At 43.6% G+C, this 17,673-nt stretch carries 15 protein-coding genes; 8 read left to right on the top strand and 7 right to left on the bottom strand.

The window, feature by feature from the left end:
* Positions 1-44: 44 nt before the first annotated feature.
* From Q0788_RS01220 to Q0788_RS01205, 4 genes are all read right to left on the bottom strand, one after another.
* Positions 45-806: an SDR family oxidoreductase gene (locus Q0788_RS01220; RefSeq protein WP_101205627.1), complete on the bottom strand. Its 762-nt coding sequence runs from the start codon at positions 804-806 to the stop codon at positions 45-47.
* A 174-nt stretch (positions 807-980) separates the two neighbouring features.
* A complete protein-coding gene (locus tag Q0788_RS01215) occupies positions 981-1,763 on the bottom strand; it encodes an SDR family NAD(P)-dependent oxidoreductase (RefSeq protein ID WP_298807330.1) in 783 nt (260 codons plus the stop codon).
* Positions 1,764-1,766: 3 nt separating this feature from the next.
* The gene (locus tag Q0788_RS01210) at positions 1,767-2,774 is read right to left on the bottom strand and encodes an NADP-dependent oxidoreductase (RefSeq protein ID WP_102091185.1); all 1,008 of its coding nucleotides are present in this window, start codon (positions 2,772-2,774) and stop codon (positions 1,767-1,769) included.
* A gap of 22 nt (positions 2,775-2,796) precedes the next feature.
* A complete protein-coding gene (locus Q0788_RS01205) occupies positions 2,797-4,602 on the bottom strand; it encodes an acyl-CoA dehydrogenase (protein ID WP_298807329.1) in 1,806 nt (601 codons plus the stop codon).
* A 181-nt stretch (positions 4,603-4,783) separates the two neighbouring features.
* Between Q0788_RS01205 and Q0788_RS01200 the strand changes: the two genes are divergently transcribed.
* Positions 4,784-5,806, top strand: coding sequence for a GlxA family transcriptional regulator (locus Q0788_RS01200; RefSeq protein ID WP_298807328.1), 1,023 nt, complete (start codon positions 4,784-4,786; stop codon positions 5,804-5,806).
* A gap of 54 nt (positions 5,807-5,860) precedes the next feature.
* Here the strand turns inward: Q0788_RS01200 and Q0788_RS01195 are convergent, their stop codons facing one another.
* On the bottom strand, positions 5,861-7,138 hold the full coding sequence (locus Q0788_RS01195; RefSeq protein ID WP_298807326.1) for an LD-carboxypeptidase: 1,278 nt from the start codon (positions 7,136-7,138) through the stop codon (positions 5,861-5,863).
* Between the two features lie 203 nt (positions 7,139-7,341).
* On the opposite strand from Q0788_RS01195, the gene Q0788_RS01190 reads away from it, so the two are divergent.
* Complete coding sequence (locus Q0788_RS01190; protein ID WP_298807324.1) at positions 7,342-7,821, top strand: YkvA family protein; 480 nt, start codon at positions 7,342-7,344, stop codon at positions 7,819-7,821.
* A 109-nt stretch (positions 7,822-7,930) separates the two neighbouring features.
* Here Q0788_RS01190 and Q0788_RS01185 read toward each other — a convergent pair whose 3' ends face one another.
* Both Q0788_RS01185 and Q0788_RS01180 read right to left on the bottom strand, forming a co-directional pair.
* Positions 7,931-8,236, bottom strand: a complete 306-nt coding sequence (locus Q0788_RS01185; protein WP_102078823.1) for a hypothetical protein — start codon at positions 8,234-8,236, stop codon at positions 7,931-7,933.
* 116 nt (positions 8,237-8,352) lie between these two features.
* Positions 8,353-8,898 (bottom strand): hypothetical protein, encoded by a 546-nt coding sequence (locus Q0788_RS01180; RefSeq protein WP_298807322.1) that lies wholly within the window; start codon positions 8,896-8,898, stop codon positions 8,353-8,355.
* Positions 8,899-9,421: 523 nt separating this feature from the next.
* On the opposite strand from Q0788_RS01180, the gene dnaQ reads away from it, so the two are divergent.
* The 6 genes from dnaQ to metK all read left to right on the top strand — a co-directional run bounded on the left by dnaQ (position 9,422) and on the right by metK (position 17,670).
* Positions 9,422-11,068 (top strand): DNA polymerase III subunit epsilon, encoded by a 1,647-nt coding sequence (gene dnaQ, locus Q0788_RS01175; RefSeq protein ID WP_298807320.1) that lies wholly within the window; start codon positions 9,422-9,424, stop codon positions 11,066-11,068.
* A gap of 147 nt (positions 11,069-11,215) precedes the next feature.
* The gene (locus Q0788_RS01170) at positions 11,216-12,898 is read left to right on the top strand and encodes a hypothetical protein (protein ID WP_298807319.1); all 1,683 of its coding nucleotides are present in this window, start codon (positions 11,216-11,218) and stop codon (positions 12,896-12,898) included.
* Positions 12,899-13,157: 259 nt separating this feature from the next.
* On the top strand, positions 13,158-14,096 hold the full coding sequence (gene nudC, locus Q0788_RS01165; RefSeq protein WP_298807318.1) for an NAD(+) diphosphatase: 939 nt from the start codon (positions 13,158-13,160) through the stop codon (positions 14,094-14,096).
* A 256-nt stretch (positions 14,097-14,352) separates the two neighbouring features.
* On the top strand, positions 14,353-15,198 hold the full coding sequence (locus Q0788_RS01160; RefSeq protein ID WP_298807317.1) for an RnfABCDGE type electron transport complex subunit B: 846 nt from the start codon (positions 14,353-14,355) through the stop codon (positions 15,196-15,198).
* Positions 15,199-15,318: 120 nt separating this feature from the next.
* Entirely contained in the window at positions 15,319-16,014 is a 696-nt protein-coding gene (nth, locus tag Q0788_RS01155; RefSeq protein ID WP_298807315.1) for an endonuclease III, read from the top strand.
* 489 nt (positions 16,015-16,503) lie between these two features.
* The gene (gene metK / locus Q0788_RS01150) at positions 16,504-17,670 is read left to right on the top strand and encodes a methionine adenosyltransferase (RefSeq protein WP_057760687.1); all 1,167 of its coding nucleotides are present in this window, start codon (positions 16,504-16,506) and stop codon (positions 17,668-17,670) included.
* Positions 17,671-17,673 lie beyond the last annotated feature (3 nt).

Below are 17,673 nucleotides of genomic sequence, written 5' to 3'. Positions count from 1 at the left end.
TTCATAGTAAATTGTTCTTGAACTTATATGCTGTATTTTGCTAATTAAGCTAACATACCGCCGTCGACAACGATAGTCGCACCTGTGGTATAGCTTGAAGCGTCCGATACTAGATACAATACGGTACCAGCCATTTCATCAGGCTCAGCCACACGTCCTAGAGGAATTGAGTGTAGCGCCATTTTTAAGACTTTATCGTTGGTAGTCAAAGCCGAGGCAAACTTAGTATCTGTCAAACCTGGCAATAGCGCATTAACACGGATATTAAGTGGGCCACATTCTTTAGCAAAGGCTTTGGTCATGCTAATGACTGCCGCTTTGGTGATTGAGTAGATGCCTTGCTTATCGCCTGCTACTAAACCATTGACTGATGCGGTATTCAAGATGACACCGCCACCCTGCTCTTTCATCATTTTGCCAGCGGCCGTCGACATAAAGAAGTAACCGCGGATATTAACTTCAACCGTTTTATCAAAGGCGGCTAAATCCGTGTCTAAGATATGGCCATAGTAAGGGTTGGCTGCTGCATTATTAACTAAGATATCAATTTGACCAAATTCACTTTTGATATGCTCAAAAATTGCGTCAATTTGCTCCATGTCTCCTACATGACAAGCGAAAGCACTGGCCTTGTGACCATCAGCTTTGATGCTATCTGCGACTGCTTGGCACGCATCAATTTTTCGGCTTGAGACAATCACATGTGCGCCTCTTGATGCCAATAGACGGGCAATAGACTCACCAATACCACGGCTAGCACCAGTTACTAGAGCAACCTTACCAGTTAAATCAAATAAATCTTTCATAGTTGTTCCTTATATTTTTATAAACTTTATATTTTCGATAATTTTTGAGCGCTAAATTCATGTATCTAAAACGTGTATCTAAAATCAGATAACTAAACGCAGATAATCGCTGTCATAACTAACAGCGATTATCGAGCACTAATGAACTAAACAAAGAGCGCTCAACGATCACAGTTACGCTAGCATACCACCATCTAAGGTGAAGGCATGACCATTCATAAAGCTGCTTTCATCGCTGGCAAGCCACGCAATCGCACTAGAGATTTCACTGACGTTTCCTAGGCGGCGCAGTGGACTGGCCTTAATCGTTGCTTGCTGTGTACGCTCATCCATCGTTGCCATGGTGTTGCGTACCATTGGCGTATCAATGAAGCTTGGGCATACTGCATTAAAACGGATATTGGCACGGGCATACTCATGGGCAGCAGATTTGGTCAGACCCATGACCCCATGTTTAGCCGCACTGTAGGCTGATATCATAGGCGCTGAACGCAAACCTGCAATAGATGCGACGTTGATCACATGACCACCGCCATTAGGCAGCATACAATTGACTGCAGCACGCATACAGTGCCAAACGCCTTTTAAATTCACTGCGATATTACGATCAAAATCATCATCACTTAGCTCGTGCATTGGTGAAGGCATGTGGTCGATACCAGCGTTATTTACCACAACATCTAGACCACCAAGCGTTTCTACTGCAAAATCAAACAACGCACGCACTTCATCACCACTGGTCACGTCTACTTTTTTAAAGACGATACTGTTGCCAGCATCTTGACCTTGTTTGGCAACTGCTTCACCCATCTCTTCTGCCATATCACCAATGACGACTTTTGCGCCGCGACTGGCTAGCAATAATGCACTTGCTGCACCGATGCCTGACGCACCGCCCGTGATCAAAATTCGTTTGCCAGCTACATCTGATGCAATTCCATTTGTATTCAGTGTCATGATCTATCCCTCTACCTTAAGTACTAGTTTGCCGAAATTTTCACCGTTAAAGAGCATCATTAGAGTATCAGGGAACGTCTCGATACCTTCAACGATATGGTCTTTTACTTTCATATCACCTGACTGAATCCAGCCAGCAATCTCTTTCATGGCGATTGGGTATTCTTTGATATTATCGAACACCACGATGCCTTCCATGCGAGCACGATTGACCAACAGTGATAGATAGTTCGATGGGCCTTTTACTGCCGTGGTGTTGTTATATTGGCTGATAGCCCCGCAAATAACGATACGCGCATGCAGATTAATCTGAGTAAGCACGTCGTTCAAGATATCACCGCCTACGTTGTCAAAGTACACATCGACGCCGTCTGGGCAAGTTTTCTTTAGTGCTTTTTTCACATCTTCGTTTTTGTAATCAATCGTCGCATCAAACCCAAGCTCATCGACCAAGAACTTGCATTTCTCAGCACCGCCCGCGATACCGACGACGCGGCAGCCTTTAATTTTGGCAATCTGACCGACCAAGCTACCAACCGCACCAGCAGCGCCAGAGACGACCACGGTCTCACCCGCTTTTGGCTGACCCGTCTTTAGGAGACCGAAATACCCTGTCATCCCCGGCATACCTAGTACACCCAAGTAATAAGACAGCGGCGCTAGGCTCGGATCAACTTTATGCAGACCAGTACCATCGCTGACCGCATATGACTGTACGCCGTCGTGACCTGCGACATAGTCACCTACTGCAAATTTTTCATTTTTACTTTCAATCACTTCACCCACAGTACCGGCGCGCATCACTTCACCAATTTGTACTGGCGCGATATAAGATTTGGCATCGTTCAGCCAACCACGCATCGCCGGATCGATAGAGATGTATTCAACCTTAATCAGTAGCTGACCATCGGTAATCGTTGGTATTTCTGTCTCGGTATAATCCCAAGTTTCAGCGCTTGGTTCGCCTACTGGTCTTGCTTTTAGGCGCCATTGTTTGTTTATCGTTGTCATATCTCTTTCCTTAGAGTTGTCCTTAGAACCAGTCCGCTTGCATATCAGTGCAAACCGAGTTGGTGTTGGTTAATAATTCGATGTCGCGTTTAACTAATGGTAGTTCCCAATCGATGAAGTATTTGGCCGCTTGTATCTTGCCTTTATAAAAGTTCTGCTGCTCGATATCTTGCGTCGTACTTAGTAGCTGCTCAGCTTTACTGGCTTGGCGAATCCAAATCCAGCTCAGTACAATTGAGGCAAAAATATTCATCAGTGCTTGAGCATTACCAGTCAATGTCAGTGCTTCTTCTGACTGCAACACTTTGCCCAAATGCACGAGCACTTCATGCAACTGACCCATATAAGGCATCAGCTTGCCTGCAAGTTGCGCGCTTTCAGGCGTAGTGATGCTTTCTAAATCTTTTGCGATTTCACGTTTTAGGATTTGGATGCCTAACCCACCTTTTTGCCATAACTTGCGGAATGACAAATCTAGCGCCTGCACACCGTTTGTGCCTTCATGAATAGGATTTAGACGATTGTCACGCCAAAATTGCTCAGCTTGATATTCACGCGTATAGCCTGCGCCGCCCAATACTTGAATACCCAAATCATTGGCTTTTGGCCCATATTCAGATGGCCATGCTTTTAGCACTGGCGTTAGCAAATCCAACAACTCTGTTAGCTCATTTTTTAGCGTTTCGTCTTCACAGGTATTGATACGGTCAATTAGGTTTGAGCCATATAAGCACAATGAGATGCCACCTTCAGAATAGGCTTTTTGTGCCAATAGCATGCGCTTTACGTCACCATGCTGAATAATGGCCGTTGCATCATCTTCAGGCTTATTGTTTGGCGCAATGCGACCTTGTGTACGGTCTTTGGCATAATCTAGCGAATACTGATAGCCGCGATAACCAATCATAGAAGCGCCAAAACCGACAGCGATACGTGCTTCATTCATCATCTTGAACATATAGCGCAAGCCAAAATGCTCTTCGCCGATCAAATAGCCATGACAATCGCCTTCATCACCGAAGCTCAATGCCGTAGAAGTCGCACCTCTATAACCAAGCTTATGAATCAGTCCAGTCAGATGTACATCGTTACGCTCGCCAACAGACAAATCATCGTTCAAGCGATACTTAGGCACAGCAAATAAAGAGATGCCTTTTACGCCGCCTGGACCGCCTGGTACTTTGGCCAATACCAAATGCACGATATTATCAGACAGCTCGTGATCACCTGCTGAGATATAAATCTTGCTGCCCTTGACGCGGTACGAGCCATCGTCTTGTTTTACCGCGACGGTTTTGATATCGGCAAGCGATGAACCTGCATGTGGCTCAGTCAGTGCCATGGTGCCGGTGAACTCACCTGTCAGCATGCGCGGCATAAAGGCTGCTTTGATATCATTGCTAGCAAAATGCGAGATAACGTTGATTGCCGCAGTGGTCAGAAATGGATAGGCAGTCGTTGATGGATTGGCTGCCATAAAGTAGCCTGCCACAGCAGTCATAACCGTCTCAGGTAACTGCATGCCGCCGTCTTCGAAACTATAACGACCGGCGATAAAGCCAGACTCTCGGAACGCATCAAAAGCGACTTTCACATCGTTTATCATGCTGACTTTTTTGCCATCGAACTGCGGCTCGTTCTTATCTGCGATATGGTTATGAGGTAAAAATAAATCTGTCGCAATCTTATTTGCTGTCTCTAACACAGCATCAAATGTCTCACGGCTATGTTCTGAGAACTTTGCGTGCTCGGTGAGTGATTCTGTGCCTAGCACATCATATAATTGGAAAGGTAATTCAAAATCGTTTAGGAGGGTATCTGCGGCCATAGTATTCTCATTAACTGATTAAATGTGGTTATCAATTGATATTAGTCTAATTTGATACTTGTCCGTATTGTCATTTATGACATAATTATGGTCAAATAAGACATAGACAGAGTATCTAACTGGTTAAAATCAACCAAATAATGGCTATTTTGGTAAGCACAACAAAGGAAACGAGTGACTTATGCCCTATTTCAAACCTTTTAAAATGATTATTCTTGGCTTCGATGGTGTGCTCGGTAGTGTACTCTCTGGCGCATTGGACTTGTTTTCATTCACGGGGGTCAGCTGGCAGCGCTTCTCGAATGAGTCTGTAGAGCCACGATTTAATGTACAGATTGCAAGCTTAGGTGGTGGCGATATCAGGTGTAGCAATCGGTTAATCATGCAAGCCCACTGTGATATTCGAGACGTGACAGAGTGCGATTTATTGCTTGTGCCAACCATTGGCGACTCTATTGATAAGGTATTGACGCGAAATAGTGAGCTGCTGCCACATTTAGTACGGCTTGCGAATACCAAGGCTGATATAGCAAGCAATTGTAGCGGAGCATTTTTTTTGGCAAAGGCAGGATTGTTAGATCATAAGATAGCCACCACACACTGGGGCTATGCCAATAAGTTTAAGGCAGATTTTCCATTGGTGGACTTACAAGAAAATCAGTTTGTGACCCATTCAAGAAGCGAGTCAACAAACCAGTCGGGCAATATATTTTGTGCAGCTGGCGGCAGCGCCTTTTATGATTTAGGGCTATTATTGATTGAGCGCTACTGCGGACGTGAGATCTCTACGCAAGTGGCAAAAACCCAAATCATCGATAGCAAAAGAGGCAGTCAGAATAGCTATACCAACGTGACCCTGCACAAACCACATTCAGACCAACTGGTAAAGCAAGTACAAGAGTTCATTGAGGAAAACTTTTATCAGACAATCCAGGTGAGCGGATTGGCTGCCATGGTCAATATCACGCCACGTACATTAAACAGACGCTTTCAGTCCTCTGTAGCGATGCGGCCGATTGAGTATATTCAAGCCGTTAGAATTGAGCAAGCAAAGCGCCTGCTAGAATTGGGAGATGTAACGATTAAATCGCTTGCCGAGCAAGTTGGCTATGATGATATTTCTTCATTCACGCGTTTGTTCAAACGTGCGACTGAACTAACACCGAAAGAGTATCAGGATAAATTTTCACGGTTAGCTATTTAGTCATGGCAGTGAATAATAGTTAGAGATTAGTATTTAAAAACTATTGCTTAGCAATTAAGCAGTCTGCCACAACCCTTCTGCGTGGATAGCATCAGCCTTGATCGTTGGATAATCGGTAAATGCCAACTGATAGCCGCCATTTACATCAGGACTCATCTGGCAAGTTACTCCTAGCGGAAAACTGTATTTTTTGCCGATATGACCAAAAGGCATACCACTATATACCGGCAATCCTGTCAATTCATGCAGCTGACGAATGACTGTGGCGACATCATAACGTTTGTCATAGCTGTCCTCGCCCGTACCAGACAATGCTCCAAATACAATCGCTTGCTGATTTTTAAAGACGCCTGCGAGATATAAGTCATATAACATGCGCTCAATACGATACGCCTGCTCGCCGACATCTTCTAAAAACACAATACCGCCATCGATACGCGGTAAATACTCACTACCTGCCAGCGCTGATACGACACTTAAATTACCACCCCAAATCGTACCAGTTAACAGTTTTGGCTCACCCTTTGTCAGTATGGCAGGTAGCTGCTGACTGGTTAACGAAGCATCTTGTATGCTGATAGTTAGATTGGGATTGGTCAGCACTTCAACAAACTGCTGACAGCTGACCTCGTCAGGTTTGGTCTTGCCAAATTCACTATAGAGCATCGGTGCGGCAAGCGAGCTCATTGACCCTTTTGCCAATAGCGCACATTGGATAGCTGTCACATCGCTAAAGCCTGCGAGTATCGTGCCACGCTCCTTCATAATCCGTCCTAGTGTCGACCAGTCCACCATAGGCAATATGCGCATGGCACCGTAACCGCCGCGCACACCTAGCAGCAGCTTTGGCGCGGCTATTGCTCCAGTGGCAAGGTTTTGAAAATCGCTAGCACGCTGTGAGTCCGTTCCCGCAAAGCGTAAGTATTGACGATTGGTAATAGCAGGATTTTCTACTTTAAACCCTGCACAAGCCACCCGATCTAATGCCAACTGATTACGCTCATCATTACCACCAACGTTGGAGCTGGCAAAAAGTCGCGTCTCAATCGTAGGCGTGATACAACCTGTCTGCGTCAGCGATTCCTGTGACGTTTGTGCTAATGAGCGATTATCCAATAACGAAGTTGGTAGATCATCCTTGGTCAGCTGTGTACTATGATCAGAATCGATAGGACTGGCTGCAAGCGCTTGGTACATACCTTGGCTCGCTAATACTGCTGTGCCTGCACTCACACCGATTCGACGTAGAAACTGCCGACGGTTTAGCCCAGATGTTATTTCAGTTGCACGACTATTTTTATTATCTGTCCATGCCTGAGTCTTAATCCCCATATCTTGCTGCTACCTTATCGCTTTTATTTTTATGACTTGTGTTTTTAGACCTTGTGGCAGCATATTGTAGACGCTTTTCTGACACTGATGGTTGCCTAATCTTTACCGATATTTACTTTTTCGCTACTGAGACACACAATATAGGTCGATCAGATTTGTTACTGTAAATACAAATTCATCGCAAAAAACAAAGGGTAATAATTATGTTTAATAAAAAAACCGATAAAAACAAGTCACTTGACTCTAATTTAGAATACTTGCTGGGCAAAGAAGACAAGCTGAAAGAAAAGTTAGAAGATAGCGGCTACCTTGAACCGTTTAGTGACGATTTAATGCTGTTTATGAGTCTTGTCAAAGACTATTATAAAGGTGACTACCGTAAGATTCCTTTCAAAACAATTTCAGCTGGCGTTATTGGTGCGCTCTATGTGCTAAATCCAATTGACCTCATTCCTGACTCTATTCCGTTTATCGGTCATATCGATGATGCGCTAATACTTAAATTTTGTTTAAAGCAGGCCAGAAAAGATCTGCAAAAATACAAAGAATGGAAGCAGGAACAATCGAATACTAAAAACAAGTTAGAATCTAACAATAATACGGATAAGACTGATAACGACAAGACTAGTACTGATGAGAAAGACAGCGACGAGACTGGTACTAATCTTAAGAAAGCCTCATAAATATTAATACTTTCAGCTATTAAAAAACTGCACTATCAAAAAAGCCACGACCGCGAATTAACTTTTCGGTCGTGGCTTTTGTTATCTTTAACTCATTTAATACTATATTTTAATCAGGCACTTCATAATTAGCTTTTTCTGGATTAAGACCAAACGAGTAGACGAATGTCGCAACGAGACTATTGACAATGATGAAAGGTAAATCAATCGCAGCATGACCAAGTGCATAGCGACCAAGCAGCCACGAAACGATCAACATGATAATAAAAAATGCACCCAAATATGCCAAAATCGCAGGATGTTTCAAATTATAAGGCTGCTCAGGCGTCGGTTGTTTGTCTAATACATACGTTCTTACCGCCCAACCAGCTGCATAAGAAAACCCGCCTAACACCACGTAACTAAAAAAATTCATATCGCTTAACTCTAATGGTATGACTGTTTATAACAAGATACTGCCTATACAAATATCATCGACCAACAATGATATTTATAGTCGATACTTATCCAAGTACTATCATCAATACTTATTTAAATACTATCATTAACATTATTGATAACAAGATTAGCATGTGGATTGGCTAAAATATCAGTATTCACCTCATCACATTCCACGTGATAGATCGTGTTGGCACCTCGATAAATATACGACAAGTACTCACTGTCTAAGAGCGGATCAATATTTGCGTAGGCTGGTTTGACATGAGCCAGTACAAGCACTCGATCAGGACGACCAATAACCGCATCGACATTATCTGGATCGATAGAGAAGAACTGCGGTATATCGCTATTGTCTATCACTTCTAACGGCTCTGGAGTATCCCAGACGCGCTTAGCAGTGACGGGCTCTTTCATCTGCATCACCCAAGTGTCGTCTTGCTGGCTGACTTTTATCTGAGCAGGCTCATCTTGACTCACTGTATAACAACCCTCAAAGACAGACAGATCGGACGCGACTTCGGTATCTGCTTGAGGGCTAGTATCATTACAAGCGCTCAGAAAAATCGCGCTGCTGGCAGTTACACTGAGCATCAGATACGTCAGTCTCTTATTAAATAAATTCGAGCGTAAGGACATAATGGGGTTATCCTGCAATCATGCATTAAAAACTTTTATTAGGTGTACTATTATCAAAATGTCACTAGGGCGTGTCACCAATTAGATTATGAGCATTAAAATAAGATAAATTGATGCTAACCAAGGAAAAATTCGCAGTGAATATAAACATATTGACAAGAACTTTGACACAGTTTAGCGAAAATTTAGCCATTTTAAGGCCATAAATTGCATCAATGTGCTAATTGATGACACGCCCTAGATAGCTGTATAAGAAAAGTGCGCTTGGGCATCTTTGTAGCAAAGACAGCTCTGTCATTAAAAACCAGTGGCTTTCAGCGAGCTTCGCTATTTTAACAGAAAACCAGGACGTTACTATTATGTTATAAGTTACCGTAAGGGTTTTCTGACTTTGTGCATTACGACTGCCCATATTTATGATAGATTTGCTATACTCACAACGTCATCATCATCGTTCGAATAGCGTGAACGAGATGCTCTAGTACTACCCTATGCTTACCACTTATCAGGTCCATACTCTTTTATGTCAGACAACCGTAATTCAATGCCAAACACTCATAAAGACAACGCGATTGATCCATTGGCCGCTAAAACAAATACCACTGTGGCCTATACTGATGGTGCTTGCAAAGGCAATCCTGGCGCTGGCGGCTGGGGCGTACATCTTATATTTAGTGATGGCAGCACGCAAGATTTGTACGGCGGCGACAAAGCAACCACCAATAACCGTATGGAGCTAATGGGTGCGATACAAGCCCTGACTCATAGCCCGCATGAGCATACTCTTGAGATTTGGACTGACTCCAGTTATGTCAAAAAAGGCATCACTGAATGGATTGAAGGTTGGAAGAAAAAGGGCTGGAAAACTGCCAGTAAAAAGCCCGTCGCCAATCAAGACCTATGGCAACAATTGGATAAACTCTGCCAACAGCGTGATGTTAGCTGGCATTGGGTCAAGGGTCACGCTGGACATGCTGGTAATGAAAAAGCAGATGAGCTGGCAAACCTAGGTGTCACATCCAACAGCGGGCATTCAGATATAGTCGGTAAAGCAGAGACGACTAAAAAAAAAGACTACGTAGCGACTGATATTGATACTAATACTGACGCTAAAACTGATACCTTGCAAAATACGTCTAGCGCTGACTGGCTAAGTTTTGATCCATTGGGTTTAGATATGATGGACGATGAGTTTGATGAAGAGCTCTTAGAACCTGAACCGCTAAGAGAAGATAGTCAGAGTACAGCTAGCACCCTTAAGATAAATAAAGACATTGCTGTAGAATCTAACAGCCATCAAGACAATACATACAACCCGACGAGTACCAAAGCTATGCCCGATATTCAAACGCACCTAGATGATACCGTCGACAATGATATATTGCCAAGTGTAGAATCTGATGCCCCTAAGTTCGATGGGGATACTAGCCGTGCCAACCCATATTTCAAGCCGCTACTACCAAAGCCGATACATCGCCATGAAGCAGATCGGCAGCTTATCATGGATACGGAAACCACAGGGCTTGATGCACTAAAAGGCGACCGTATTATCGAGGTCGGTATTGTGGAGCTGGTCGGACGTAAGTTTACTGGTGAGAAGCTGCATGTTTATATCAATCCGCAGCGCGGTATGGATGATGAAGTCATTCGTATTCATGGTATCTCTGAAGCATTTTTGACTGACAAGCCGACCTTTGACCAAGTGGCTCAGTCTTTGTATGACTTTATGGACGGCGCTGAGATTATCGCTCATAACGCTACTTTTGATATGAGCTTCTTAAATATGGAGTTTGCAAAAATTGGTCTGAATGACTTTGCCAATCGAGTGCAAGTAACCGATTCACTGGCGATGGCCAAGCAGCAGTACCCTGGGCAAAAAAACACGCTAGATGCCCTCGTGCGTCGCCTAGATGTTGGTAAACAAGACCGTACTTTTCACGGAGCATTACTTGATTCAGAGATTTTAGCCGAAGTTTATCTGGCGATGACTGGTGGACAGGTCACGCTTGCCATCGAAGACGATACAGATACCGATGGCGGACAAACCGCTCATGCAAGTTTCGCCAATTTAGCAAATTTATTACTGGCTTCAACGGCGGATGAAACTGCTGACCAAAGCTGGTATGCCGCTTTGGCAGCAGATTATCCTGCCCTAAAAGCTAGCATGTAATTGTCCTTTGAATTTTTATTGAACCGACATTTGTATAATTTAGTCTTGATTATTATGATAGAAAGCGTTAAAACATCACTAGCTAATACTTTCTGAATCAAATTTACACTATTGCTATTCTCATCAGTACATTATGGAAAAATACTTATGGACCAGTCTGCGCAAATGAAGCTAACCGCCCCAACGCTTAGTGTTACTGATTTTAACCTACCATCACTCCATTTACTGCATGATGAGGTTATAGCAACTCTCAAGGATACTGAAATTCATCTGGGTGAGTTCAATGATGATAGTAGTCAGGCGCCTTTGTTGTCAGATTCTATCGAAGTATTAAAGCAGCTGTCTTGTATTTTCAAACTGATTTCTTTAGTCGGTGCAGAAGCATTAAATGATGCTATTGTTAGTGGTCTACAGAGACTTTATGACAATGGTGATAACAACGATACTGATTTGATCATGGATCTATCAGAAGCCATCATGACCTTGGATCGTTATGTCGAGTTTGTACTATTGACTGAATCGGTAGAGCCTACTCTACTCATACCTGTAATCAACAAGCTTAATGCGCATAGTCAAAAAGCTCCTATTACAGCAGACTATTTTTCTGCATTTGGTAGCAGTAGTGTCATCATCGCCAATCCTGAACAAAACTTTGAATCTCTAAGCGCACTTAATCTAGACACAGAGTTGCTGACCAACGCGTATCGTAGTGGCCTTAGCATTGCACTACTCAATCAAGATGGCAACATTGACTCTGCGGATCAGCAAAAGCTGGATGCTATGAGTGCAGCTTGTGCATTAATCGCTGCAAATACTGATAGTTTGTTTTGGCAAGCGGCGACTGCTGCCGTGACTGATATCGCAGCAGTATTACCATTAAATCTGAGTCAAAAACACACACTTATCTATTTAGAGCAGCAATTTCAAAGCTATTTACCAGTCATGGATACCCGCTTTGCAGATTTAGTGAGCTTTGCCTGTCAACGTGATAACGAGCAAGCGCATCAACTACGTGAACAGTATGCAAGCAATCATTTAGAAGGTGCTCAGCTAGAACAAATGAAGCGCTTTCTATTCGGTCCTAACCGCGAACTTACCGATACGTTAAACACAATTATTCAAAATCAGATTAATAGCATTAAAGAACACGTAGACAGTTATGCACGTGGCGATTCAATCAATCCTATTGACATGCAGACAGCGCAGATTATTAAAGAGTTGACTGAACTTAGTTCGGCATTACGTTTATTAGGTCTGTCCAACGCAGCCAATAGTCTTGGTGAAGCAGCAGAAGCTGTGAGCCATTGGCAAGCGCCTTCTCCTGAAGATTTCGATCATTTGCTACTAGCGTTAATGCATGCAGAGAACGCCACCATTGCTATGGCAGAGATGCATACACCAGGGGCAATCTATCTACCACTGAATAACCCGCATATCTCATTGCATCAGCTTAATACCGCCAATGATACCTTGATACAAGAAAGCCGAACTGCGATTGCTAGTGCCGAGCAAGCCATCAATGATTATTTGGCGGAGCCTGAACGCGATATGCTCAATATCCAAAATATTCCTGGGATGATGCGTCAAGTAGCAGGCGCAGTACGTTTCTTACAACTGGCCACACCTGCCAGCATGCTGAGTCAGCTAGCCAACTATATTGAAAAGCGTATCGAAAGCGGACGACGTATCGAAGACAGTACATTAGCCTGCATCGCTGATGTTATCATGGCGGTCGATCATCACTTAGATGGTTTTGAGAATAATCATCCTGTCAGCAAGCAAGCGCTTGATGTTGGTCAACAGAGCTTAAGCCATTTACTTGCTGCTTAACTTTTCTCATTGTCATGTCATGGTCATCACCTCTTAACCATGACATCTCATTTAAATATAGATAATTCAAGATAATGTAGGTACAAGTCAGGCACGTGAAAGCGCTACAGTCATTAGGCTGAACTAGCCTGGTCATGAGGCTGAACCAGCCTGACAACATATATGGGTATCTGGTTTACATAGAATTGATGATATTTTACTCTAAAACAGTCTGTGTCTACGTCGATGCGGACTTACTTTATAATGTTTGGAATTTTATATGGCCCATGCTTTTGTATTAAGTGATGACAGTATCTTATGCCGTCAAATGCCAGATGGTTGGTGGCCTTTGCAAGTTCAGCTATCGCCCGATAGTAATGACTTAAGCGAGCAAGCTTATCAGGTTGGTCACGTAACGCTGCACGAGAGCCTAGCACCAAATCATTGGTTATCAGACGACAGCACTGGTAACGATGCAGATGATACGGTTGATGCCAATATGGCTCATAGCTTTACCGCTCATGCCACGAGCGCCATGACTTATGACTATGCAGTTGCTCATAACATGACGCTACCAATTATTGCTGAAAGCAGTGGTAACACTTTTGTTCCTTATCGAAAACTAATGACTCATTTGCCAGTCGCTTTGTCAGATCAGATTAGCCAAGCAATACAACTATTAAGCTGGCAAGCAGATACGCAGTTTTGTAGTCGCTGTGCTAGCCCTACCGTACATGCTGACCAAGGCGAACGTGCCATGGTTTGTCCAATATGTCGATTGCGCCAATACCCTCGCGTACAACCGTGCGTCATTACTGCTATTACTCGTCAAAATCCAGTGACGGATGAGATGCAAATCTTATTGGCTCACCATCATCGTCATGGACAGCAAAACCTACCGCCAATGTATGGTTTGATCGCAGGGTTTGTAGAAGTTGGAGAGAGTCTGGAGCATGCCGTAGTACGTGAAGTCGCAGAAGAGGTCAATATCAGCGTATCAGATATCCGCTATGTGAGCAGTCAGCCATGGCCATTCCCCTCTAACTTAATGCTTGGTTTTCGTGCATCGTATGCCAGTGGCGATATTATCTTGCAAGAAGATGAGCTAGCACATGCTGATTTCTTCGATCTCTCAAACCTACCTAGAATTCCGCCAAAGGGTAGTATCGCTCGCGATTTGATTGACCAAGTGGCTAAAGAACAAAATATAGATTTATAATCAGTCCTTATCTATAAACACCACATTACACTATAGTGTTGTATTTTCAATCTCATCTCTTTAAAATCGCTGCTCCTGTTATAAGCGTTTTACTTCGAACTTCATTTTTGGTAAGTAACACGCCAAAATGAGCAGTAAAACGCTGACAGAGCAGATGCTCTTATAGATACTGTTTTACAAAGACCGCTTTCTCAACCTTTTATCTCTATTTATACTAATACCAATTCTAACGACTGGTATTAAGGTCCTTAATTAAATGCAAAGTAGCACCAATATACGCTTAGTTAATCTACCTATCTTATTCGATGCATTACACATTGATACCTTGCCCGCTGACATACAGGCAAAAATTGCACGTGTGGATGCTTGTTTGCCACAGACGCAGTGCGGGCTATGTAAGCATCCAGATGGTTGCCTGCCATATGCCGCTGCGATTGTATTAGATGGCGAGCCGTATAATAAATGTGTGCCTGGTGGTCAGCCAGTCACCAATGCGATTGCTCAAACTCTCGATATAGATACTCTTGACACTACGCTGACGGCGGTGCCTTCACAGTGGCCAATAGATGCTACTTCCGAACGTCCGACCGAGGTTCGTGCGGTTATCCGTGAAGATGACTGTATCGGCTGCACCAAATGCATCCCTGCTTGTCCAGTCGATGCTATCGTTGGTACTGGTAAGCATATGCATACGATTTTTACAAATTTGTGCACGGGCTGTGAGCTATGTATCGCGCCCTGCCCTGTTGATTGCATTGACTTAGTTACAATTGAGCGAGAAATATCTGAGCCTGAGCGAATAGCAGAGCAAGAGGATTTGAGACAGCGCTACCACACTCATTTGAAACGCGTCACAGAACAGCTTGCTGATACGAGCAATAGTAGACCTGTCGTTAGTATGGTAGAGGCTAAGCTCAATAATGCAGCAAGTCAGTCTCTAAACATCAGTGAGTCACAAGCAAAAAACACCATTGCTGCTGCCAAGCTCCGTACCAAAATCAAAAAACTAGAAAAACAACTGAGTGTGCGTGCAAACGATAAGAAACAAGCAGAGCTCGAATCCTTACAAGCCGAGCTTGAGTCATTACAAGTAGCGCTATAACGGTAATAGCTGATTACGCAGTTAGTTCGTTAATAAGTTGATACTTTAATCATTAACATGAATGCTAGCGCTAGCATATAATTTGGCACAATCATTCACTAAAATAATAGTCAAAATGCCATGAGTAAAACGGTCAAACATAAAACAGCTGACACGCCGCCCTCTAGACGAATGCCCAATCGTAACGTGCGTCCATTCTTTGAAAAGCTGGCAGCGACTATTGATGAGCCTGTCACCGAACTTAATTATGACAGTAATTTTGAGTTACTTATCGCGGTAATTCTGTCCGCACAAGCGACTGATGTCAGTGTCAATATTGCTACCAAGCAATTGTACCCAATAGCTAACACACCTGAGGCAATACTGGCACTAGGCGAAGACGGTCTCAAATCCTATATCAAAAACATTGGTCTATATAATGCCAAAGCAAAAAACGTCATTAAAACCTGCCATGATTTGATTGAGAAATTTGATAGCACCGTTCCTGATAACCGTAAAGACTTAGAATCACTGGCAGGTGTCGGCCGTAAAACTGCCAACGTCGTGTTAAATACGGCCTTTGGCCAGCCGACCATGGCTGTTGACACACATATCTTTCGGGTGGGCAATCGTACTGGGCTTGCCACTGGCAAAACCGTACTCATCGTCGAAAAAAAGCTGGTCGAGCGTATCCCAGAAGACTTCATTGTAGACGCTCATCATTATCTTATCTTACACGGCCGCTATACCTGTCAGGCACGTACACCCAAATGCGGCGCTTGCCCTGTCTATGAAGAATGCATGTTCAAAGATAAAGCTGCATTTTTAGAGTTGTAACGTATTGTTCATTTCAAGCAGATGCTACCGTTAGCTAATTGCTCAGCTAGCTAAACCGCTATCCAGTAACCACCTTTGATTGCAGTGAACTGCTTGTTGAGCATTTCTTATAGTAGAGCAAGTGTTGCTCACTAGAGTTTTATAACGTTTCAAGGTAGAATAACCCTATTTTGCGTTAAGAGATTTTGGCCATTACCCTGCTTCTGATAAGGCAATCTGCACATTAGCGTTGTCTATTAGGTCAAGTATTGACTCAACTCATTACCGCCAAGACCATATTAGAGCGAGGCAGTATCATTTTATATATTGATTGAATGATAGTCCGCTCACCCTTTGGTCATGTTTATTAGCAAAGATTTTAGTCAAAACCGATTTCAAATTGAGAAATACCGATTATCTGCCGCGTAAATGCGTGGTCAAAATTAATTAGAGCAGCACCCAGATGTGCTGCTTTTCCTACCCTTATTGATTCAATTAAGCGATCCCATTATGCGTGAATACAACTTATTTACCTCAGAATCTGTGAGCGAAGGCCATCCTGACAAAATGGCTGACCAAATCTCAGATGCTATCCTTGACGCTATCTTACGTGAAGATCTGCACGCACGTGTGGCATGCGAAACCTTAGTAAAAACAGGCGCAGTCATACTTGCAGGTGAAATCACTACAACGGCAAATATCGATTTAGAGCGTCTGGTCCGTGACACCGTAAATGGCATTGGCTATCACCATTCAGACCTAGGCTTTGATGGCGAGACTTGTGCAGTCATTAATATGTTAGGTAAGCAATCTCCTGAAATCGCGCAAGGTGTCGATCGTAGCGACCCTGAAGAGCAAGGTGCAGGCGACCAAGGCTTGATGTTTGGTTATGCCAGTAATGAGACAGAAGTATTGATGCCAGCGCCTATCGAGTATGCTCATCGTTTGATGGAGCGTCAGTCGGAGCTGCGCCGCGCAGGTGAGTTGCCATGGTTGCGTCCAGATGCCAAAGCGCAGGTAACCTTGAAGTATGACGGCAATCGTCCTGTTGCCATCGATGCTGTTGTATTATCAACACAGCATGATCCAAGCATCTCGCAGTCAGATCTGCAAGAAGCCGTAATGGAATCTATCATCAAGCAAGTGCTACCAGCTGACCTATTGCACGCTGGCACACGCTATCATATCAACCCAACTGGTAAGTTTGTGATTGGCGGCCCTGTCGGTGATGCTGGTTTGACTGGTCGTAAAATTATTGTTGATACTTACGGCGGTATGGCACGTCATGGTGGCGGTGCGTTCAGTGGTAAAGATCCTTCAAAAGTAGATCGCAGTGCTGCTTACGCGGTACGTTATGTTGCCAAAAACATCGTAGCAGCAGGTCTTGCTGAGCGCTGTGAAGTACAGGTCAGCTATGCAATTGGTGTCGCTGAGCCTACTTCTATCTCTGTTAATACTTTTGGTACTAGCAAAATCAGTAACGATGAGATTATTCGCTTGATTCGTACTCACTTTGACCTACGTCCTTACGGCATTACCCGTATGTTGAACTTACTACAGCCAATGTATCAGCAGACTGCTACCTTTGGACACTTTGGTCGTCCAGGTTCAGAGACTGCCTTTACGTGGGAAAAAACAGACAAAGCTGATATCTTAAAAGCAGACGCTGGTTTATAAGAG

This window comes from uncultured Psychrobacter sp. (assembly GCF_947500265.1).
Taxonomy (GTDB): Bacteria; Pseudomonadota; Gammaproteobacteria; order Pseudomonadales; family Moraxellaceae; genus Psychrobacter.
The sequence above is the reverse complement of the archived record's forward strand: the minus strand, read 5'-3'. Positions and strand labels throughout refer to the sequence as shown.